Annotated in this window: 18 protein-coding genes; 11 read left to right on the top strand and 7 right to left on the bottom strand. The window is 66.0% G+C overall.

What is annotated here, in order from left to right:
- Positions 1-4 precede the first annotated feature (4 nt).
- Together AC2FL1_RS21525 and AC2FL1_RS21520 are read left to right on the top strand one after the other, a co-directional pair.
- Positions 5-142 carry a hypothetical protein gene (locus AC2FL1_RS21525; RefSeq protein WP_496878270.1) on the top strand — a complete coding sequence of 46 codons (138 nt, stop codon included), beginning with the start codon at positions 5-7 and terminating at the stop codon, positions 140-142.
- A gap of 31 nt (positions 143-173) precedes the next feature.
- A complete protein-coding gene (locus AC2FL1_RS21520) occupies positions 174-770 on the top strand; it encodes a nucleotidyltransferase family protein (RefSeq protein WP_496824167.1) in 597 nt (198 codons plus the stop codon).
- A gap of 89 nt (positions 771-859) precedes the next feature.
- Here AC2FL1_RS21520 and AC2FL1_RS21515 read toward each other — a convergent pair whose 3' ends face one another.
- Positions 860-4,675 (bottom strand): Hint domain-containing protein, encoded by a 3,816-nt coding sequence (locus tag AC2FL1_RS21515; protein WP_496878269.1) that lies wholly within the window; start codon positions 4,673-4,675, stop codon positions 860-862.
- Positions 4,676-5,524: 849 nt separating this feature from the next.
- Here AC2FL1_RS21515 and AC2FL1_RS21510 point away from each other — a divergent pair.
- From AC2FL1_RS21510 to AC2FL1_RS21500, 3 genes are all read left to right on the top strand, one after another.
- Positions 5,525-6,961 (top strand): DegQ family serine endoprotease, encoded by a 1,437-nt coding sequence (locus AC2FL1_RS21510; RefSeq protein WP_496878268.1) that lies wholly within the window; start codon positions 5,525-5,527, stop codon positions 6,959-6,961.
- Between the two features lie 163 nt (positions 6,962-7,124).
- Positions 7,125-7,805 carry a response regulator transcription factor gene (locus AC2FL1_RS21505; protein WP_496878267.1) on the top strand — a complete coding sequence of 227 codons (681 nt, stop codon included), beginning with the start codon at positions 7,125-7,127 and terminating at the stop codon, positions 7,803-7,805.
- Positions 7,798-9,168: a sensor histidine kinase gene (locus AC2FL1_RS21500; RefSeq protein ID WP_496878266.1), complete on the top strand. Its 1,371-nt coding sequence runs from the start codon at positions 7,798-7,800 to the stop codon at positions 9,166-9,168. The genes AC2FL1_RS21505 and AC2FL1_RS21500 overlap by 8 nt, the downstream gene beginning before the upstream one ends.
- 15 nt (positions 9,169-9,183) lie before the next feature.
- Here AC2FL1_RS21500 and AC2FL1_RS21495 read toward each other — a convergent pair whose 3' ends face one another.
- Positions 9,184-10,407 carry a cytochrome P450 gene (locus AC2FL1_RS21495; RefSeq protein WP_496878265.1) on the bottom strand — a complete coding sequence of 408 codons (1,224 nt, stop codon included), beginning with the start codon at positions 10,405-10,407 and terminating at the stop codon, positions 9,184-9,186.
- Between the two features lie 166 nt (positions 10,408-10,573).
- Here AC2FL1_RS21495 and AC2FL1_RS21490 point away from each other — a divergent pair, with 166 nt between their 5' ends.
- Positions 10,574-10,924: a TfoX/Sxy family DNA transformation protein gene (locus AC2FL1_RS21490; protein ID WP_234166328.1), complete on the top strand. Its 351-nt coding sequence runs from the start codon at positions 10,574-10,576 to the stop codon at positions 10,922-10,924.
- A gap of 151 nt (positions 10,925-11,075) precedes the next feature.
- Here AC2FL1_RS21490 and ndk read toward each other — a convergent pair whose 3' ends face one another.
- Both ndk and AC2FL1_RS21480 read right to left on the bottom strand, forming a co-directional pair.
- Entirely contained in the window at positions 11,076-11,498 is a 423-nt protein-coding gene (gene ndk, locus AC2FL1_RS21485) for a nucleoside-diphosphate kinase (RefSeq protein WP_238903506.1), read from the bottom strand.
- A 126-nt stretch (positions 11,499-11,624) separates the two neighbouring features.
- Complete coding sequence (locus tag AC2FL1_RS21480; RefSeq protein WP_496878264.1) at positions 11,625-12,824, bottom strand: multidrug effflux MFS transporter; 1,200 nt, start codon at positions 12,822-12,824, stop codon at positions 11,625-11,627.
- A gap of 120 nt (positions 12,825-12,944) precedes the next feature.
- Here AC2FL1_RS21480 and AC2FL1_RS21475 point away from each other — a divergent pair, with 120 nt between their 5' ends.
- From AC2FL1_RS21475 to AC2FL1_RS21455, 5 genes are all read left to right on the top strand, one after another.
- Entirely contained in the window at positions 12,945-14,795 is a 1,851-nt protein-coding gene (locus AC2FL1_RS21475; protein WP_496878263.1) for an ABC-F family ATP-binding cassette domain-containing protein, read from the top strand.
- Positions 14,792-15,292: a GNAT family N-acetyltransferase gene (locus tag AC2FL1_RS21470; RefSeq protein ID WP_496878262.1), complete on the top strand. Its 501-nt coding sequence runs from the start codon at positions 14,792-14,794 to the stop codon at positions 15,290-15,292. The genes AC2FL1_RS21475 and AC2FL1_RS21470 overlap by 4 nt, the downstream gene beginning before the upstream one ends.
- Complete coding sequence (locus AC2FL1_RS21465; RefSeq protein WP_496824186.1) at positions 15,271-15,891, top strand: MarC family protein; 621 nt, start codon at positions 15,271-15,273, stop codon at positions 15,889-15,891. Before AC2FL1_RS21470 ends, AC2FL1_RS21465 begins: the two co-directional genes overlap by 22 nt.
- A 39-nt stretch (positions 15,892-15,930) precedes the next feature.
- Complete coding sequence (locus tag AC2FL1_RS21460; protein ID WP_496824188.1) at positions 15,931-16,512, top strand: retropepsin-like aspartic protease family protein; 582 nt, start codon at positions 15,931-15,933, stop codon at positions 16,510-16,512.
- A gap of 100 nt (positions 16,513-16,612) precedes the next feature.
- Positions 16,613-17,365 (top strand): maleate cis-trans isomerase family protein, encoded by a 753-nt coding sequence (locus AC2FL1_RS21455; protein ID WP_496878261.1) that lies wholly within the window; start codon positions 16,613-16,615, stop codon positions 17,363-17,365.
- A gap of 9 nt (positions 17,366-17,374) precedes the next feature.
- Here the strand turns inward: AC2FL1_RS21455 and AC2FL1_RS21450 are convergent, their stop codons facing one another.
- The 3 genes from AC2FL1_RS21450 to AC2FL1_RS21440 all read right to left on the bottom strand — a co-directional run.
- Positions 17,375-18,139 carry a lysophospholipid acyltransferase family protein gene (locus tag AC2FL1_RS21450; protein ID WP_496878260.1) on the bottom strand — a complete coding sequence of 255 codons (765 nt, stop codon included), beginning with the start codon at positions 18,137-18,139 and terminating at the stop codon, positions 17,375-17,377.
- Positions 18,140-18,324: 185 nt separating this feature from the next.
- Positions 18,325-18,789, bottom strand: coding sequence for a DNA polymerase III subunit chi (locus tag AC2FL1_RS21445; protein WP_496878259.1), 465 nt, complete (start codon positions 18,787-18,789; stop codon positions 18,325-18,327).
- Between the two features lie 4 nt (positions 18,790-18,793).
- A partial coding sequence (locus AC2FL1_RS21440; RefSeq protein ID WP_496878258.1) for a M17 family metallopeptidase occupies positions 18,794-19,517 on the bottom strand: 724 nt, incomplete at its 5' end.

Raw genomic sequence — 19,517 nt, 5'->3', positions numbered from 1 at the left:
ATCTGTGGCGTTGGGCTTCTTGCCCACCGACCGCATTGGCGACGGTGTGGCGGTCGAGATCGAGATCCTGGGCCAGATGCGCCCCGCGCGGGTGATCAGCCACCCGCTGTTCGATGGGGATGGTACGCGCATGCGCGGGTGACAACTCCAGCGCCAGCAGCCAGAGTTGCGGCATGAAGCCGATTCCCATCCTGTTGCTGGCCGCGGGCCGGTCCCGTCGCATGGGCGGGGCCGACAAACTGATGCAAGAGATCGACGGCATGCCGCTGCTGCGCCGGACCGCCTTGCGGGCGCTGAAAGTGGCACCGGTGATCGTGGCCGTGCCGCCGGCACCGCATCCGCGCCATGACGCGCTGGCGGGGTTGCCTGTCGATATTGTCGAGGTTCCCGATGCCGACGAGGGCATGAATGCCAGCTTGCGCCGCGCAGTTTCGGCGTTGCCGGACGAGACGCCCGCAGCCATGGTTCTGCTTGCCGACCTGCCCGACCTGACCAGTGACGACCTGACGCGGGTAATGGGCGCCATAGATTTTTCGACGAAAAATCTCATCTGGCGCGGGGCGACCGCATCGGGCCATCCCGGCCATCCCGTTGTGTTTCACCGGGCCTTGTTCCCCACGCTTCTGGAACTGACCGGCGATACCGGGGCGCAATCGGTGGCAAAGGCGCATCACGAGCGGCTGATGCTGATCCCGTTGCCGGGCGAGCATGCCCGCACCGATCTGGACACGCCCGAAGCCTGGGCAGACTGGCGCGCGAAACGGCAATAGGCGAGGCGCGAAAACCGCGCCCCGCCCTGCCCGCGCGCCCCGAGACCGCGCGGTTCAAGCTGCATATTCGGGGATGCCGAAGCCCGCTGTCAGATCAGCAGGCGGGCTTCGTGTTTCTTCAGCGAGCGGCGCGCGGCGGCATAGGCCTCGACACCTTCCCGGGTCTTCAGCTCGGGGAACAGCTCGAGCAGTTCGTCGCGCTGTGCATCGGCGAGACCGGCGAGTGACAGATCGCCCGGCTGGAAGCTCTCGGTCCAGGCCCCGTCCGACAGTACCACTTCGTGCTGGTCGAACATGAAGTGGATATAGGTCACTTCCGAGATCTCGACGATGTCGACCCCTTCGAGCCCGATCAGATGCTTGGCCGCAACCAGAACCTCGCGCTCTTCGAAGTAGAGCGCCGTCTTGTCATTGGCCACCAGGATCCGGTGGTTGGGGCTAACGATCATGTCCCGCTCGGGCAGACCGCCACCCAGCGCGCCCTGACGGATCAGGACCGGGTTCAGGTGACCGGCACGGGCCAGTTCGGCACCGCTCAGCGTGCGGGCGCCGACCCAGCGGATTTCCTGGATGCCGTTGTCGCGGGTGATCACCCGGTCACCGACCTGCAGGTCCTCCACCAGACGCTCACCTTTAGGGGTCGCAATCTTGGTGCCCGGCGTGAAGCAGGGCAGAATGACCGTCTCGATTTCGCTGAACGTGCTGGTTCCCGTCTCGGCGCCAGCCGCATCGAAATAGCGCACGGTGCCCGCCTCGGGGTCACCTGCGTCATATTCGACGGTGACCGAGCCACCGGGAGCAGCCGCATTGGTCAGGTCGAGCACGTCCTCGTCCAGCCCGTCGGCATCCTCGCCGCCGATGATGACCTCACCCTGACCGACATTGACGAACCGGTCGTCGCCAAAGCCGCCGCCCAGAAGGTCACCACCATCGTCGGGGTTTTCGTTACTGCCAGAGAGGGTGTCGTCGCCTTCGCCACCGAACACGATGTCGCGGCCCGCGCCACCGTCGAGCGAGTCGTTGCCCTCTCCGCCGTCGATGGCGTCGCCACCTTCTTCGCCGAACACGGTGTCATTGCCCGCGCCGCCGAACACTACGTCCGTGTCCAGACCGCTGTAGACGAGATCGTCACCGGCACCGGCCAGCACCACATCCTGTTCATCGACCAGCGGCGGAACGGCATCGTCATTGTCGACCATGTCGCCTTCGGGATCGCCGGTATAGGCCAGATCAATGGTGTCGTTGCCCGATGTGCCGTCAACGATACCGTCATAGCTGTCCGGCGGGGTCGGGCCGCTACCCGGCGGCGGGGTCGGGCTTCCGCCCGGATTTCCGACCACCAGCACGTTCTCGACCTCCGAGAACTCGGCGGTGCCGGCCACGGTCAGATCGGGGTTGTAATAGGTGATGGTTCCGGATTCGCCGGTCGGATCGGTCTGGTCATAGTCGACCACGGCCAGTCCGGTCGCGATGGCGACGTCATAGTCATTGCCGCCTTCGCCGCCTTCGATCGTGTCGCCGATCCCGGCACCGATCGTGTCGCGGTCGTCGTCACCGTAAAGGACGTCGGCCTCGGACCCGCCAAGGATCACATCATTTCCAGTGCCGCCGTGGATCTCGTCCTCGCCGTGCCCCCCCAGCAGGGTGTCATTGCCGTCGCCGCCTTCGATGCTGTCCTGGTCGATCCCGCCATCGACAAGATCGTCGCCCGCACCACCCAGAATGGTGTCGTTGTCGTCCTGACCATACAGCGTGTCGTTGCCGTCGCCGCCATCGATGAAATCGAGCCCGTTGGTGGTCTCGGGATCGGCGGGGCCATCGGTGCCATCATCGCGGATGTTGAGATTGTCCGGGAAGCGCGGGTCGAGACCGCCATAGACCACGTCGTCGCCGGTGCCGGCCAGGATCGAGTCCGCGCCCTCGCCGCCCACGATCATGTCGGCGCCGTCGCCGCCTTCGATGGTGTCGTCATCCAGGCCGCCGTCGATCGTGTCGTTGCCGCCACCGCCGGTGATCCGGTCGGTGTCGTCACCGGTTAGGATCATGTCATTGCCTTCGCCGCCATCCACGGTGTCACGATCGTCGTCCACAACCGGATCCGCCGGAACCGCAGGCAGGCCGTTATACGAGGGGAAGCCGCGGTCGGGCAGATTGCCCGACAGGCTGCCCGAGGTGTCGATCACATCGTCACCATCGCCACCCTCGACGCTGTCATTGCCGTCGCCGCCGGTCAGCGTGTCATCGCCGCCCTGGCCGATCAGCGTGTCGTCGCCCTCGCCCCCGGTCAGGCTGTCATCGCCATCGGCGCCGGTATCGGCATTCGGGACATTGAAAAAGACATCCGAGACCGAGATTTCGCTGGGATTCGCGCCGGCCTGGGCATGTTCGATGGTCAGGCGCGAAACCGGACCCGGAATGGTGACCAGGATCGAGTAATTCGCGTTGTTTGCCCCGGCATAGCCGCCGTCGCCGGTGGCGGTCTCGTTGCCCGGCACGCCGTCGGTATCGCTCTCGGTGACATTCAGGCCGCCGGCGATGTTCACCGTGATCGGGTCGCCGTTGACATCAAAAGCCTGCACGCGGGCCTGGCCGTCGCCGTCGATATCGTTGATGCGGAACGAGACATTGGTGACCGGGTCCGAGAAGTCGAGCTGATAGCCGGCCGTATTGGTCTGCCCGTTCAACTCCGATTCCATGGCGCTGTCGTCAGTCGCAGCGGGGCCGTTGGTGTCAATATTCCCGACAAATTGCTCTTCGGTCGAAAATTCGGTGGTGACCGCCGGATCGGCATTCAGAACCGAGAAGGTGACATCGACGCCGCCGGTGTTCTGGGTGAAGCCGCCGCTGAGGTCGTCGCCATCATCCACATCTCCGCCGTCATCCGGATCGGGTGCGCGGAACCATTCGAACACCTCGCGGGTGCTGCCTCCGGCGCCGCCGCCGGGTGCATTGTCATCGCCGATAAGCAGGTCGTCGCCAGACTCACCGTTCACCGTGTCGCTGCCGCTGCCGGCATATACGGTGTCATCGCCCAGACCCGCATCGATGCTGTCATCGCCCGCGCCACCGTCGACCACGTCATCGTCGGGACCATGGGTCGGGTCGACCGCGTCACCGCCGTCGATCACGTCGCCTTCGGGGTCACCAGTATAGGCCAGGTCGATGGTGTCGTTGCCGGGGGTGCCGTCAACGATACCATTGGGTTGACCGATCACCGGTGCATCCAGCACCGCCACATAGTCGACGCCGCCAAAGAAGTTCTGGTCGAAATCGCCTGCTGTCGCCTCGCGGGCACCGATGGAAAAGCTCTGTTCGCTGTTGGTGGTCACATCGAGCGTCATGCCGGTCTGATCGCTGGACACGGTGGTCTCGGTGCCCTGGGTCTCATTCTCCACACGCATGTCGAGTCCGTTGTCGGACCAGGCATAGGTCACGGTGACCACATCGCCGATGTTATAGAAGTTCGAGCCGGTGCTCAGAACCTCTTCGATCCCGTTCGAGCGATGCAGAACCTCGACCACGCCCTCGTTGGTCACACGCACCTCGAAATAACCGCTGTCGGCGCCCGGGGTGGTGCCGGCGCCATCATCGACGTTACCGGAATCCTCGGCGCCGCGGCTGACCACCGTATAGGGACCGCTGCCGGGATGGCCAAAGACGCGGAACGAGGTGATCAGAGAGCCTTCATCCAGGTCGAACTGATCGTCATCGCCATCATTGACGTCCATCCGTTGATCCGGCTGACCGGTATACATCCAGCCCGCGCTGAAGTCGGGGCTGTTCACCGGAGTGCCGTCCTGCGCGATTCCGTCCCCCAGGCCGGTATCGTTGGTTTCCGCACCGGGGCGGAAATCCCACAGACCAATCAGGTTGGCCGAATACGGATTGTCAAAGTTCGTCGCCATACCAATCTCCTTCCCGGCACACCTGCACCGATCGCGTCCCTACGCGAAAAACCTAAGTTAACCGGGCGATGACAGGGTCAGTCGCGACTGCACCACTTGTGATCCCGGTCGGGCAGAGAAAGCTGGCGCGACGCCAAGCGGCGCTGTTTCGATACGCCGCAACGTATCGAGTAAACCTTCGCCACAAACGACCTCAAAGCCGTTGCGCGAACGCGCATCTTTCCCGCGTCTTCAAGACGCCAAGTTGTGCGGTCGCCCCCGTGACCAACAGACATCGCCCCCCCAGTTGGGCTGCATCTATAATTACCGGAGGCGTCGAAGCGGACAAAGCGAAAAAGGGTCTAAAATTCGCCCTATTCCGATCCGGCCTCGCCCCTGAGCGTCCGGGAACGGCTGGCCATATCAACTTTTGGTTGATTATTGTTTCACAAGCCTCATCTCGCAAATGGAGAGATCGGCCTTGTTTCCTCCGCAGAACCCCGGTTTGCTTCGGTTGCCGCGCCGCCGCTCACCGAGGAGTTGTTTCTCTTTCGAGAACAGTACGCAACCACCGGCACCGGCATCACCCGCGCCACTCCCCGCCACATTCCCGCCATATTTGTAAACAGGTCAGTGATCAATCGTCCCTGTTGGTAAAGTTCTTTGAAGGAACGGGAACAATCCTGCGTGAGATTTGCTCGAATCAAGTTCAATTTATCCACATCCGCATGATCCGCCGCCCTGCATGCCGCCTGCGATCGGTGAAGGCGGATTAAGAAATCTTAATCCCTGCCTCAGCCCCACCTCAGAATGCACGGCTATCTCTGATCCGAACCCGGCCCGGACCGGACATCGAGACAGGAGATCAAGATGAACATTCGCATGTCCCGCAAGCTGACCCCCTCGCTTCCCAACTGGGCGGCCGCCCCCGCATTGGGCGCGCTGCTGATGGCCACGACCGCCCTGCCCGGCCATGCAGACGCGGCGCTGGCCGATCTGGTCGAACAGGTCGCCCCCAGCGTGGTGACCGTGCTGGCCAGCCAGAACGCGGCGCCGCGCCCGACCGGCGCCCAGCCTTCGCCCTTCGAAGGCACCCCGTTCGAGGAGTTCTTTCACCAGTTCGGCGGCCCGCGCGGCATGCCGATGCCCGATAGCGGCCCACGCCAGGGGCTCGGCTCGGGCTTCATCCTTGATGCCGAGGGCTATATCGTCACCAACAATCACGTGGTGGACGGCGCCGACCGGGTCACTGTCCGCCTCAGCGATGACCGCGAATTCACCGCCCAGGTGGTCGGCACCGACCCGCTGACCGATCTGGCGCTGCTGCGGATCGAGGCGGGCGAGGCGCTGCCCGCCGTCTCGCTGGGCGACAGCGACGCCATCCGCGTGGGCGAGGATGTGGTGGCCGTGGGCAACCCCTTTGGCCTCAGCTCGACCGTGACTACCGGCATCGTCTCGGCCAAGGGGCGCAATATCTCGGACGGACCCTATGCCGAGTTCATCCAGACCGACGCAGCCATCAACAAGGGCAATTCGGGCGGACCGCTGTTCAACATGGCGGGCGAGGTCGTGGGCGTGAACTCGGTGATCTATTCGCCCTCGGGCGGTTCAGTGGGTCTGGGCTTTGCCGTCACCTCGAACATCGTCGATCACGTGATCTCGGACTTGCGCGAGGACGGTCAGGTCGATCGCGGCTGGCTGGGCGTGTCGATCCAGAACCTTGGCGCCGATATCGCCGCCGCGCTGGGCCTTGACGGGACCACCGGTGCGTTGGTGTCCGAGGTCGTGGCCGATGGCCCCTCGGACGGCACCCTGCGCCCCGGTGACGTGATCGTCGCCTTCGAAGGCAAACCGGTGCGCAGCAGCGCCGACCTGCCCCGGCTGGTGGGCGCGACCGAATCCGGTACCCGTGCCAGTATCCGGGTGATGCGCGATGGCAAGGCGCAGGATATCACCGTCACCATCGGCACCCATCAGGCCAGCGCCGAGGTGATCCCGGCCAGCGCCGAGGGCCCGGCCGACGCGCCCGGCCTGGGCCTGACCGTCTCGCCGCTGAGCGACGAGGCCCGCAAGGGCGCCGGGCTGGACAGCGACACCGGCGGCGTACTGATCACCGATATCGCGCCCGACGGCCCCGCCGCCCGCGCCGGTTTGCGCCCGGGCGACGTGATCCTGCGGCTGGGCGGCAGCGATACCATCAGCCCGGCAGCACTGGCCAAGGCGCTGGAGAGCGAAAAGACCGATCCGGCGCTGATGCTGATCAACCGGAGCGGCAACCAGATCTTCCTCGCGGTCAAAATCACCTGACCCACAGGTCGCTGACCCGGCCGTGCCCCCGCGCGCCGGGTTTGGATCCGGGCCATGTTATGTGCCTTTCGGTCCCGGATCTGCCGGGCGCGTCCCATCCGCGCCCGGCACGTGCATTTGCTGCCTCGCCCCTGTATATCCATCAGAAAAGAGGACCATTGAGATGAGCCGACGTGTGCTGATCGTCGAGGATGACCCCGAAACGCGCGAGTTCCTGGCCAAAGGTTTTGCCGAGGAAGGCTTTGCCGTGGAATGTGCCGGGGACGGGCGCGAGGGGCTTTATCACGCCACCGATGGCGGTTTTGACGCGATGGTGCTGGACAGGATGCTGCCCGGGCTTGACGGGCTGGCGCTGATCAAGTCGGTCCGCGCCGCCGGGCTGAACACCCCGGTGATCATGCTGACGGCGATGAGCGCGGTGGACGAGCGCGTCAAGGGGCTGCGTGCCGGGGCCGACGACTATCTGGTCAAACCCTTCTCGTTTCAGGAGCTGCTGGCCCGGGTCGAGGCGCTGCTGCGCCGCCCGCAGGACACGCAAGAAGCTGCGATGCTGACCTGTCGCGATCTGGAGATGGACCTGATGCGCCGCAAGGTGACCCGCGCCGGGCGCGAGATCACCCTGACCCCGCGCGAATTCCAGATCCTCGAATTCTTCCTGCGCCGCAAGAACCGGGTGATCACCCGCACCATGCTGCTGGAGGGGGTCTGGGATTACCATTTCGACCCCAACACCAATATCGTTGACGTGCACATCTCGAAACTGCGCCGCCAGATCGACGAGGGCGCAGACGTGCCTTTGATCACCACGGTGCGCGGTGCGGGCTACATGATCTCCGATGGCTAAGCCGCTGGTCCTGATGCGAAATGCCCGCACCCGGCTGGTGTTGCTCAGCATGGTGCTGAGCACGGCAATGACGGTTGCGGTGCTGGCGCTGGTCTATGTCACCGCCAACCGCACCATCGCGGGCGAGACCCGCTCGGTCGTGACCGCCGAACTGGCGGGGCTGGCGGATGAATACCAGCGACTGGGCGTCATCGGCCTGCTGACCGCGATCGAGCGGCGCAGCCAGGACGCCAGCGAGCGCGACGCGCTTTACCTGCTGACCGATCGCGGCGGTGCGGTGCTGGCGGGCAATCTGGTGCGCTGGCCTCCCGGCGTGACTGCGGGCAGCGGCTGGATCGAACTGGACCTGATCCGCACCGAATCCGGCGAGAGCGTGCCGGTCTCGGCCGCTTCGATCCGCCTGCCCGGTGGCGAGGGGCTGCTGGTGGGTCGCGACGCCTCGGCCCGGCGGCAATTCGACCGGGTGCTGCTGCGCTCGGTCGGGCTGGCGCTGCTGGCGGCGCTGGCGCTCAGTTTGCTGACCGGCTGGCTGCTGACACGACTGGTGTTCTCGCGGCTCAAGGACATCTCGCGCACCGCCGGAGAGATCGTCTCGGGCGATCTGGGCCGCCGCATCCCGCTGCGCGGTACCGGGGACGAGTTCGACCGCATGGCGGCAACCCTGAACGAAATGCTGGACCGGATCGAGGAGCTGGTGGGCCACCTGCGCACCACCTCGAATTCAATCGCCCATGACCTGCGCTCGCCCCTGTCGCGGCTGCGCCAGCGGGTCGAGACGCTGACCGACCCCAACCGCGACCCTGACGAGCGCGGCGCCGACGGCGCCCGCGCCCTGGCCGAGGTGGACCACCTGTTGCGGGTCTTTTCGCAACTGACCGAGATCTCGCGCGCCGAGGCGGGGCTGGGGCGCGAGGAATTCGAGCCGGTGGACCTAGCTGCGCTGGCGCGCAATCTGGGCGAGTTCTATGAACCGCTCGCCGCCGAAACCGGCGTTACCCTGACGGTCGAGGCCGACGCGGCGACCCTGCCCGGTCACCCGGCCCTGCTCGCGCAGGCGTTGTCCAACCTGCTCGACAATGCGCTGCGTTATGCGCCAGCGGGCAGCACGGTCTCGCTGACCCTGTCCGAAACCAACACGGACATCGTACTGGCTGTGCGCGACAATGGTCCCGGCGTCCCCGAGGAGGACCTGTCGCGCCTGGCCGACCCCTTTGTCACGCTCGACCCGTCGCGTACGGGCGGCAATTCGGGTCTGGGCCTGGCGCTGGTTGCCGCCATCGCCCGCATGCACGGCGGCAGCTTCGAGGCCGAAAACCGCGCGCCGGGCCTTGAGGCGCGCCTGACCCTGCCGCGCGGTGCCTGAGCCGGCCCTGCCCGCTCACAGGCGCGCGGGCAGCTCGGCGTAGCCATGAAACCGGATGCGCCCGCCGGGCACACGGCCGTCCAGCAGGCGATAGTCGGGAAACCGCTCCAGCAGCCGGCCCAGTGCGATCCGCCCTTCGAGTCGGGCAAGCGTCAGCCCGACACAGACATGCGGCCCGCCAGCAAAAGCCAGATGCCGGTTCGGCTTGCGCGCGATGTCGAACCGGGTCGGATCGTCGAACACCGCCGGGTCGCGATTGGCCGCCCCGATGCACAGATGCAGGTTGGTCCCCTTGGGCAGGCGAAGCCCGTCCAGTTCGATCTCCGCGGTAGTCTCGCGATTGCCCAGCTGGTTGGGCGAGCGGAAGCGCAGGATCTCTTCGACCGCCGAGTGCAGCAGCGCCGGATCGGCCAGCAGCCGGGCGCGTTCCTCTGGGAAGTCATGCAACAACGCCAGCCCGTTGCCGATCAGGTTCGAGGTGGTCTCGTGCCCGGCATTCAGGATGAAGATGCAGTTTTGCAGCAGCTCGATTTCCGACAGTTGCTGATCGGCGCCCTCGCCCCGAATGAGCCGGGTCAGCACATCGGTTTCGGGATCGCCCGGTCTGGCGCGGCGCCGTGCCACCAGATCCTCGAGATATGTCTTGAACTCGGTCACCGCCTGCTGGCCCTGCGCCAGCTGCTCGGCGCTCAGCTTCGGTTCGAGCGCGCCCAGGATGATCAGCGACCAGTCTCGCAGCGGCCCGCGCTCGTCCATGGGCACATCCAGCAGGTTGCCGATGATCTGGATCGGAATGGTCGAGGCGAAATCGGCGATCAGGTCCACCTGGTCGCGCCCGGACATTGCGTCCAGCAGGTGATCCACCGTCTCGATCAGCCCCGGTTCCATCCGCGCGATGGCGCGCGGCGTCAGGGCAGAGGTCATGATCTTGCGCACCCGCGTGTGCAGCGGCGGGTCGTTGAACACCAGCGAGGTGGTGTGATGTTCGAACAGCGGCGAGCCGACCCCGAATTTGGGACCAAACGCCGCCTTCTTGTCCGAGGAATAAAGCGTTGTGTCGCGATAGATGCGGTCCAGGTCGGCATACCGGCTGAGCAGCACCGAGCCGTCCGGTTGCGGCAATACCGGCGCATGGGCCAGAAGCGCGTCGTAGAACGAAAATGGATCCTCCAGAAACCCGGGCGGCGGTGCTGTCAGGTCCAGCTTTCCGATCTCCTCCGCCGTTAACCCATCGCTCATTCCATTCCTCCCTCTGGTTCTTCGGGCCATGTCGTGCCCGCACCGCCTGCCCACACGATAGAGAGGCGCGCGGCTGCATGCCAGATGGCGACCTGCGGCGCGGGCGCGCAGTCCGCCCCTGACACCCGCCGGTGACATGCCGAGCGGCGGAGGTTAGGGTGGCGCCATGACCGATCCCGTTTCCTCGATCCGCAATCTTGGCCCCGCCATGGACGAAGCCTGTGCCCGTGCCGGTATCCACTCGGCCGAAGAGCTGCGCGCGCTTGGCGCCGATGCGGCCTATGCCCGGCTGCTGGCCGCTGGCAGCAAACCGCATTTCATTGGCTATTATGTGCTGGTGATGGGACTGCAAGGCCGCCCCTGGAACGATTGCAAGGGCAAGGAAAAGGCCGAGCTGCGCGCCCGCTTCGACGCGATCAAGGCCGCGACCAAACCCGCCCCGGCCAGCAAACTGGTGGCAGAGCTCGACGCGCTGGGCGTCCGTGTCCGCCCCGAGGATCTGCGCCCGCAATCCTGACGCACATCTGCGCTTTCCTCTTGCCGAAAATATCCCGGGGGAATCGCGCCCTTGGCGCGATGGGGGCAGCGCCCCCTCCCGGCCCAATGAAAAAGCCGCCCTCGAAGACGGGGCGGCTTTTCCTGTTCGTTCAGGTCCGCAGACCGGCGGCTTAGCCGACCAGTTCGATACCCGAGAAGAAATAGGCGATCTCGACCGCGGCGGTCTCCGGCGCGTCCGAGCCGTGGACCGAGTTCTCACCGACCGACTCGGCAAACTCGGCGCGGATGGTGCCGGGGGCCGCGTCGGCGGGGTTGGTGGCGCCCATCACTTCGCGGTTCTTGGCAATGGCGTTCTCGCCTTCCAGAACCTGCACCACGACCGGGGCCGAGGACATGAATTCGCACAGTTCGTCATAGAACGGGCGGGCGGCGTGCACTTCATAGAACTTGCCGGCCTGTTCCTTGGTCATGTGGATGCGCTTCTGCGCGACGATGCGCAGGCCGGCATCCTCGAACTTGGCGTTGATCTTGCCGGTCAGGTTGCGGCGGGTTGCATCGGGCTTGATGATCGAGAAGGTACGTTCCAGTGCCATCGGGGCTCTCCTTGAATCTGGCGGCGCGCCTTTCGCGCCGGATGTATCGCGCGCCGCCTAGCACGATGGGGCACGCAAGGAAAGTGCCATGATGGCAAATCCCGGACCTGATACGGGATTGCCCGGTCAGGTCTCGACCAATGGGTCGCGCAGGTCTACCCAACGGGTGTAGAGCGCGGCGACAAGGCTGAGCAGGCTGGCGGCCAGCATCAACCCCAGAACGGCATAGGGCGCATTTCCAGCGTTCACGATCACGCCCGTGGCCGTGGTCAGCGCCGCCCCCAGTGCAACGGTCAGAGCGCCAGACAGGCCCGAGGCGCTGCCCGCCAGATGCGGACGCACCGACATCAACCCGGCATTGGCATTGGCCAACGTCAGCCCGTTGCCGAAGCCCACGAATATGGCCGAAGCAAAGAATACCCAGACCGACCCAAGCCCGACAATAAACAGCACCAGCCCCAACAGCGGCCCCAGGCTCGCCACCCAGCGCCCGGCCACGATCAGCGGCATCAGCCCCACGCGCGGCGCGATACGCCCGGTGACGAAGTTGCCCGCCATGAACCCCAGAGTGATGATACCGATACCAAGGCCCAGCATCGCCGGGCTGAGGTCAAACGCGGCCGCAGCCACCATTGGCGCCCCGGTGATGAAGGCATAAAAGCCCCCGACCGAGAAGGCGGCGCACAGGCTGTAGCCCCAGAACCGGCGAGATCCGAGCAGCTCGGGGTATTGCCGCATCTGCGCCCCGAAGGTGGCCGAGCGGTTCTGGTTGGTCTCGCCCATATCCGCCCAGACGAGTGCCAGCATTCCGAACCCCATGACAGCATAGAGAACGAAGCCGGCCCGCCATCCGAACAGGCTCTCAAGCACGCCGCCCAGCATCGGGCCCAGCATCGGCGCCAGCGCCATCGCCATCGACAATTGCCCCAGCCGCGCCGCCGCCTGTGACGGCGGGTAGAGATCGCGCAGCGCCGCACGCGGCAGGACCTGCCCCGCGATCACCGCGCCCTGCACCATCCGGAACCCAAGAAAGACCCAGATATCCTCGGCCAGCGCGCATCCGACAGAGGCCAGCGCAAACACGCCCATCGACCACAACAGAACCGGACGCCGCCCATAGCGGTCGGACAAGGGGCCCATGATCAGCTGCAACACCCCGGTGACGATCAGGTATCCGGCAATCGACAGGTTCGCCAACGCGTAATCCACCCCGAAATCCGACGCGATATGCGCCAGTGACGGCAGGAACATGTTCAGTGTCAGGACCGCCAGTGCGGTGGCGAGAACAAGCGTGATCAGATGCGGCGGGTTGGTGGCAGGACGCATTGGCGGGATCCGGCGGATGGGGCGCTATCTCTGCGCTATCACGGCCGCTTGCGCCTGACCATCCCCGCAACGGGCCCAAGCCGCTGGCGGCCCCCTCACCTGTCTGTTATGAGCGCGCCCATGTTGAGGATCGATAACATCACTTACGCGGTCGAGGGCCGGCCGCTGTTCGACGGCGCCAGCGCCGTCATTCCCGATGGCCACAAGGTCGGTCTGGTGGGTCGCAACGGCACCGGCAAAACCACGCTGTTCCGCCTGATCCGGGGCGAGCTGGCGCTGGAGACCGGCACCATCGCCCTGCCCCGCCGCGCCCGCATCGGCGGCGTCGCGCAAGAGGCGCCCGCCTCGGACGTATCGCTGATCGACACGGTGCTGGCCGCAGATACCGAGCGCGCCGCGCTGATGGCCGAGGCGGAAACCGCCACCGACCCGACCCGCATCGCCGAGGTGCAGACCCGACTGGCCGATATCGACGCCTGGAGCGCGCCCGCGCGCGCCGCCTCGATCCTCAAGGGGCTGGGGTTCGACGATGACGAACAGCTCAAACCCTGCTCCGATTTCTCGGGCGGCTGGCGGATGCGGGTGGCGCTGGCGGCGGTGCTGTTTTCCCAGCCCGATCTGCTGCTGCTCGATGAACCGACCAACTATCTCGACCTCGAAGGGGCGCTGTGGCTGGAAAGCTATCTGGCGAAATACCCCCATACGGTGATCATCATCAGCCACGACCGCGGGCTTTTGAACCGCGCCGTGGGCGCGATCCTGCATCTGGAGGACCGCAAGCTGACCCTCTACCAGGGGCCCTATGACCAGTTCGCCCGCCAGCGCGCCGAAAACCTGGCCCAGGCCCAGGCGATGGCCAAGAAGCAGGAGGCGCGCCGCGCGCATCTGCAATCTTACGTCGACCGCTTCCGCTACAAGGCGGACAAGGCCAAACAGGCGCAATCCCGCCTCAAGGCGCTGGCCCGGATGCAGCCGATCAGCAGCCCGCAAGAGGCCGCATTGCGCGCCTTCACCTTTCCCAAACCCGAGGAGATGTCGCCGCCGATCATCCATCTCGAAGGCGGGGTGACAGGATATGGGCAGACCGAGGTCCTGAAACGGCTGAACCTGCGCATCGACCAGGACGACCGGATCGCGCTGTTGGGCAAGAACGGCCAGGGCAAATCCACCCTGTCGAAACTGCTCTCGGGCCGGCTGCCGCTGATGGCGGGGCGGATGACCCGCTCGCCCAAACTCAGGATCGGCTATTTCGCCCAGCATCAGGTCGACGAGCTGTATGTGGACGAAACCCCGCTCGACCACCTGCGCCGCCTGCGCCCGGGCGAGACGCCCGCCAAATGGCGGGCGCGGCTGGCGGGCTTCGGCCTTGGCGCCGAGCAGGCGGAAACGGCGGTGGGGCGGCTCTCGGGCGGGCAAAAGGCGCGCCTCAGCCTGCTGATCGCCACCCTTGACGCGCCCCATATGCTGATCCTCGACGAGCCGACCAACCACCTTGATATCGAAAGCCGCGAGGCGCTGGTCGAGGCGCTGACCGATTATACCGGCGCGGTGATCCTGGTCAGCCACGACATGCACCTGTTGACCCTTGTCGCCGACCGGCTGTGGCTGGTTTCGGACGGGTCGGTAAAACCCTTCGAGGGCGATCTTGAGGCCTATCGCGACTTTCTTCTGGCGCGCGACAAGCCGGAGCCAGCCAAACCGGTCGAGGCCAAGCCCAAGCGCGCCAGCCGCGACACGGTGCTGGCGCTGCGGGCCGAGTTGCGCAAATGCGAGGAGCGGGTCGAGAAACTGGCCGACATGCACGAGAAACTGGCCGCCAAACTGGCCGATCCCGCGCTTTACGCTGATGACAAGGTCGGTGATCTGGAAGTCTGGAACCGCAAATATGCGGAACTGAAGGACGCGATGGAGCGGGCCGAAACCCTGTGGATGGACGCGCAGGAAAAACTCGACGCGGCGCAGGCCTCATGATCGTCCGACAGGCAGAAGCGGCGGATGCCGCCGCGATGAGTGCGGTACTGCTACCTATCCTCACCGGCTGGAACAGTGCCCGTCGGGGCGATGCCGCGACCGTTCTGACCCATTACATCGCCCATCCCAACCGGCTGAGCTGTGCCGTGGCCTGCGAGGGCGCGCGCATCCTCGGTTTTCAGTCGCTGAAGGTTGCGAGAGAGCAGAACGACTATGACCTGCCCGCCGGCTGGGGCATCATCGGCACCTATGTGGCGGGCGATACGGGCCGCCGCGGCATCGGGCGGGCGCTGTTTTCCGAAACGCTGGCCAAGGCGCAGCGCGCCGGGCTGGCCCATATCGACGCCAGTATCGGCGCCACCAACACCGAAGGTTTGGCCTATTACACCGCTTTGGGCTTTCAGACCTGGCGCGCGCTTGACGGCGCCGAGGGCAAACGGTTCGATCTCGGCGCCACCAACCAGACGGAGGGGGCATGCTCGACACGGCCTTTCTGATCACCGCCTTTACCACGCTGTTCGTGGTGATCGACCCGCCGGGCCAGACGCCGATCTTCATGGCGCTGACCCAGGGCATGGACAGCCGTGCCAAACGCGCCATCGCGCTGCGCGCCTGCCTGACGGCGGCGGGGATACTTGCAATGTTCGCCGCCTTTGGCGAGGCGGTGCTGGGCTTTGTCGGCATCTCGATGCCCGCCTTTCGCGTGGCGGGCGGTGTGCTCTTGTTCCTCACCGCGCTCGACATGCTGTTCGAGCGACGCACCAAGCGGCGCGAGGATCGGGCCGAGGCCGAGGAGCACGCCGACCCCTCGGTGTTCCCGCTGGGCATTCCGCTGATCGCCGGCCCCGGCTCGATCGCCACCATGATCCTGCTGGCAGGCCAGCATCCGGGCGCCGAGGGTCTGGCCACGGTGATTGCAGTCATGCTGGCAGTGCTTGCGGTAGTGCTCTTCCTTTATCTCATTTCCGGCCTCTTGGGGCGACTTCTGGGCAAGACCGGGCTGAATGTTGTCACTCGCCTGTTGGGCATGCTGCTGGCGGCGCTGGCGGTGCAATTCATCCTTGATGGACTCAGGGCCTTTGGCTTTGCCGGCTGACGCCCCATATCGAGGGAAAATCCACAGGAAAGGCCCTCCATGGTCGCAGACGATTTCGCCCGCCTGATCTACCTGATGCTGCTTGTCGCGGCGCTCTTGTTCTGGTTCATCAGCCAGCGACGCGCCAGTCTGGGCAAAGCCATGCAGATGGCGATGGCCTGGCTGTTCATCTTCATCGGCGTGATCGCGGTGGTGGGCCTGTGGGACGACATTCGCGGCACAGTGGCGGGCACACCCCGGATGTCGGTCAGCGACAACCGGGTCGAGATCCCGCGCAGCCCGGACGGCCATTACTATGCCACCCTTATCGTCGAGGACAAACCGCTGCGCTTTCTAGTCGATACCGGCGCCAGCCAGGTGGTGCTGAGCCATGCGGATGCCGAACGGCTGGGCATCGACACAGCGGCACTCAACTACTTCGGCCGCGCCTATACCGCCAATGGCGAGGTGCGCACCGCGCCGGTGAAACTGGGCCAGGTGCAGCTGGGCGGGTTCACCGATCAGGGCGTCACCGCCTGGGTGAACGAGGGCGAGATGAGTGAATCGCTCTTGGGTATGGACTATCTGCAACGGTTCAGCAGTATCCAGATCGCGGGTGGAACCCTGGTGCTGGCCCGCTGAACGGTCGCGGTCGTGCCGCCGCGTGACGCATCCGGCGCTGCCCGGGCGGGTCATTCATGTGCATTCTGGCACCAGCCTGCCCTGACCGGAGCCACACCCGATGACCCATTTTCCCTATGACCTCACCGCCCCGATCGGCAGCGCCGCCACGCTGGGGCTGATCGTGTTGCAGGCCGACGAGACGGTCGAGCAGGATTTCCAGCGCCTCTTTGCCGCCCGCGATCAGGCGCTTTATGTCACCCGCATCCCCTCGGGTGCGGATGTGACGCCCGAGACCCTGCGCCAGATGGAGCGCGATCTGCCGTACTCGGCCAGCCTGCTGCCGCCCTCGGTGGCGTTTTCGACCGTGGGCTATGCCTGCACCTCGGGCGCCACGATGATAGGACCTGACCGGGTGGCGGAGTTGATCCGGGGCGCTTGCGACACACAGGCCAGCACCGATCCGCTGACCGCGGCGCGCGCCGCGCTGCGTGCGTTGGGCATCACCCGGCTGGGCATTGTCTCGCCCTATGTCGCCTCAGTGGCCGAACCTGTGCGGCACGCCTTGGGCGCGGCGGGGGTCGAGACGCCCGAAACGCTCAGTTTCGGCGAGGCGAGCGAGGCGCGGGTAGCGCGGATCGATCCGGCCTCGATCCGGGCGGCGGCGCTGGACCTTGGACGGCGCGGCGGTCTGGACGGGCTGTTCCTGAGCTGTACCAATCTGCGCACGCTGGATGTGATCGACGAGATCGAGGCAGAGCTGGGCATTCCGGTGGTCAGTTCCAACCTGGCGCTGGCCTGGCACATGGCGACGCAGGCCGGGCTAACCCTGCCGGACGCGCCGGGGCGGTTGATGCGGCAGCTGGCGGGCTGAGGCCGCGCCTCAGGCTCGGTCGAACCCCGCCAGCATCGCCGCGCGCAGTCGTGCCACATCGGCATCGACCGGCGCGGCAGGGTCGCAGACAAAGGGCTCCAGCACCTCGACCCGGATCACCCCGCCTTTGGGCAGGAAGCGACCGCGCGGCAACAGGCGGTCCGATGCGTGGATGACGATGGGCCGGATGCTGCGACCGCTATCGCGCGCAGCCAGAACCGCGCCCGCCTTGAACGGGCCAAGCGACTCGCCGTGTGCTCGGGTGCCCTCGGGAAACAGCACCACCGAGCGGCGGGCGGGCATCTCGCGCACCGCCGCGCCCAGCGTCTCCATCGCCAAGCTGCCGTTCTTGCGATCGATCTCGACCAGTCCGGCGCCGGTGAAACCGGTACGCAGCAGCGGGTGGCGACACAGCTCCTTCTTGGCGGCAAAGGTGAACCATTTCGCATCCGGCACCGCGTCCATCAGCGCGAACCCGTCCAGATGGCTGCGATGGTTGATCACGATGATGCTGTCGCGATCCTGTGCCAGCGCTGCGCGCTCGGCCTCGGTGATCTCGACCCGGATGCCCAGCAACCACAACAGCCGCGAACAGGCGCGCTTGACCAGCCGCCAATACCAACCGCGAAAGCCGTGCCGTCGGGCGCAGAGCAGCGGCACGAAGGCGATGAACAGGAAATAGAACGGCCCGAACAGGACCAGCGCCATACGCTTGATCAGGCGGATCGGCGCGGAGGCGGTCGCCGCGTTGCGGGAAACGGAGGTATCGGTCATCTGGCCCTGCCATCGGTTCAGGCCCCGGCGGGGCGATTGGGCCATGACAACAGATTGCTTGCGCACCGACGGGCCAGTGTCACAACCTGCACTGGGCGCCTTGGACCGCGACAGGCGCGACCCTGCCCCTATCGGTCAGATCCCCGCAGATATCAACGAAAAACAACCAGAGCGGCCCGGCAGGCTCAGCCGCCCGCCTCGGCCTTCTTCTCCCACCGGCCCGATTCCTCGGACCAGTATTGCGCCGCGCAGCCCGCCGAAGTCAGAGCCCGCCACTGACCGCGCGCGGCCTCGACCGCCTGCGGATCGGTGCCATCGAACAGGATACAGACCCGCTCCAGCGCGGCGACCTCCTCTGCGGTGACCGAGGCGCCATCCACGCTCATCACGCATCGCGCGCCATTGGGCGCCTCGGCGCCGGTGGTCAGCAGCACCGGCTGGTCGGCGTCATGGGCGCCACCTGCCAGCCCATGCGGCAGGAACCCGTCATCGGGCCCCAGCCACAGCTTTTCGTCCAGCCAGCCCAGCCGCCCCGGATCGGTCCCCCGCACCGCCACCCGCCAGCCCGCGCCCAGTGCCTTGGTCAGCAGCACCGGCAGCGTTGCCTCCAGCGGGTTGCGGGTCAGGTGATAGAAATAGGCGGCCCCCATCGGATCACTCTGCCAGCCGGTCCACCAGACGGTTCAGCGCCAGCACGCCCCAGCCGGTGGCACCCTTGGGCGCCATGTCGGTCTCGGCGGTGACCGAGGCGACCCCGGCGATGTCGAGATGGATCCAGGGCGTGCCCTCTTGCACGAAGCGGGCCAGGAATTGCGCCGCGGTGATCGAGCCCGCCGGGCGCCCGCCCACGTTCTTCATGTCGGCGATGCGCGATTTCAACATATCGTCATAGGCCTGACCAAGCGGCATCCGCCAGGCGCCCTCGCCCTCTTCGCCAGCAGATTTCAGGAAAGCGTTGCACAGTGTATCGTCGTTCGAGAAGACGCCGGCATTCTCGTGACCCAGCCCGATGATGATGGCACCGGTCAGGGTGGCAAGGTCGATCATGCCCGAAGGCTTGAACCGCTCCTGCGCGTACCACATCACGTCGCACAGCACGAGCCGCCCCTCGGCATCTGTGTTGATGATCTCGACCGTGTCGCCCTTCATGGATTTCACCACATCCCCCGGGCGGGTGGCCCGGCCCGAGGGCATGTTCTCGACCAGGCCCACTAGGCCCACGACATTGGCCTTGGCCTTGCGCAGCGCCAGCGCCCGCATGGTGCCCGCGACCACACCGGCGCCGCCCATGTCCATGGTCATGTCTTCCATGCCAGCGGCGGGTTTCAGCGAGATGCCGCCGGTGTCGAACACCACGCCCTTGCCCACCAGCGCCAGC

It is taken from the genome of Ruegeria sp. YKSF070 (assembly GCF_059612725.1).
This window is presented reverse-complemented; position numbering and strand designations above follow the sequence as displayed.

Bases quoted from the DNA above. Each gene is read 5' to 3' on its own strand.
- AC2FL1_RS21495 (WP_496878265.1), bottom strand. From the start codon at position 10,407: ATGAGCGATGGGTTAACGGCGGAGGAGATCGGAAAGCTGGACCTGACA.
- AC2FL1_RS21450 (WP_496878260.1), bottom strand. From the start codon at position 18,139: ATGACCGATACCTCCGTTTCCCGCAACGCGGCGACCGCCTCCGCGCCG.
- AC2FL1_RS21520 (WP_496824167.1), top strand. From the start codon at position 174: ATGAAGCCGATTCCCATCCTGTTGCTGGCCGCGGGCCGGTCCCGTCGC.
- AC2FL1_RS21465 (WP_496824186.1), top strand. From the start codon at position 15,271: ATGCTCGACACGGCCTTTCTGATCACCGCCTTTACCACGCTGTTCGTG.
- AC2FL1_RS21490 (WP_234166328.1), top strand. From the start codon at position 10,574: ATGACCGATCCCGTTTCCTCGATCCGCAATCTTGGCCCCGCCATGGAC.
- AC2FL1_RS21500 (WP_496878266.1), top strand. From the start codon at position 7,798: ATGGCTAAGCCGCTGGTCCTGATGCGAAATGCCCGCACCCGGCTGGTG.
- AC2FL1_RS21470 (WP_496878262.1), top strand. From the start codon at position 14,792: ATGATCGTCCGACAGGCAGAAGCGGCGGATGCCGCCGCGATGAGTGCG.
- ndk (WP_238903506.1), bottom strand. From the start codon at position 11,498: ATGGCACTGGAACGTACCTTCTCGATCATCAAGCCCGATGCAACCCGC.
- AC2FL1_RS21480 (WP_496878264.1), bottom strand. From the start codon at position 12,824: ATGCGTCCTGCCACCAACCCGCCGCATCTGATCACGCTTGTTCTCGCC.
- AC2FL1_RS21510 (WP_496878268.1), top strand. From the start codon at position 5,525: ATGAACATTCGCATGTCCCGCAAGCTGACCCCCTCGCTTCCCAACTGG.
- AC2FL1_RS21455 (WP_496878261.1), top strand. From the start codon at position 16,613: ATGACCCATTTTCCCTATGACCTCACCGCCCCGATCGGCAGCGCCGCC.
- AC2FL1_RS21460 (WP_496824188.1), top strand. From the start codon at position 15,931: ATGGTCGCAGACGATTTCGCCCGCCTGATCTACCTGATGCTGCTTGTC.
- AC2FL1_RS21445 (WP_496878259.1), bottom strand. From the start codon at position 18,789: ATGGGGGCCGCCTATTTCTATCACCTGACCCGCAACCCGCTGGAGGCA.
- AC2FL1_RS21505 (WP_496878267.1), top strand. From the start codon at position 7,125: ATGAGCCGACGTGTGCTGATCGTCGAGGATGACCCCGAAACGCGCGAG.
- AC2FL1_RS21475 (WP_496878263.1), top strand. From the start codon at position 12,945: ATGTTGAGGATCGATAACATCACTTACGCGGTCGAGGGCCGGCCGCTG.
- AC2FL1_RS21515 (WP_496878269.1), bottom strand. From the start codon at position 4,675: ATGGCGACGAACTTTGACAATCCGTATTCGGCCAACCTGATTGGTCTG.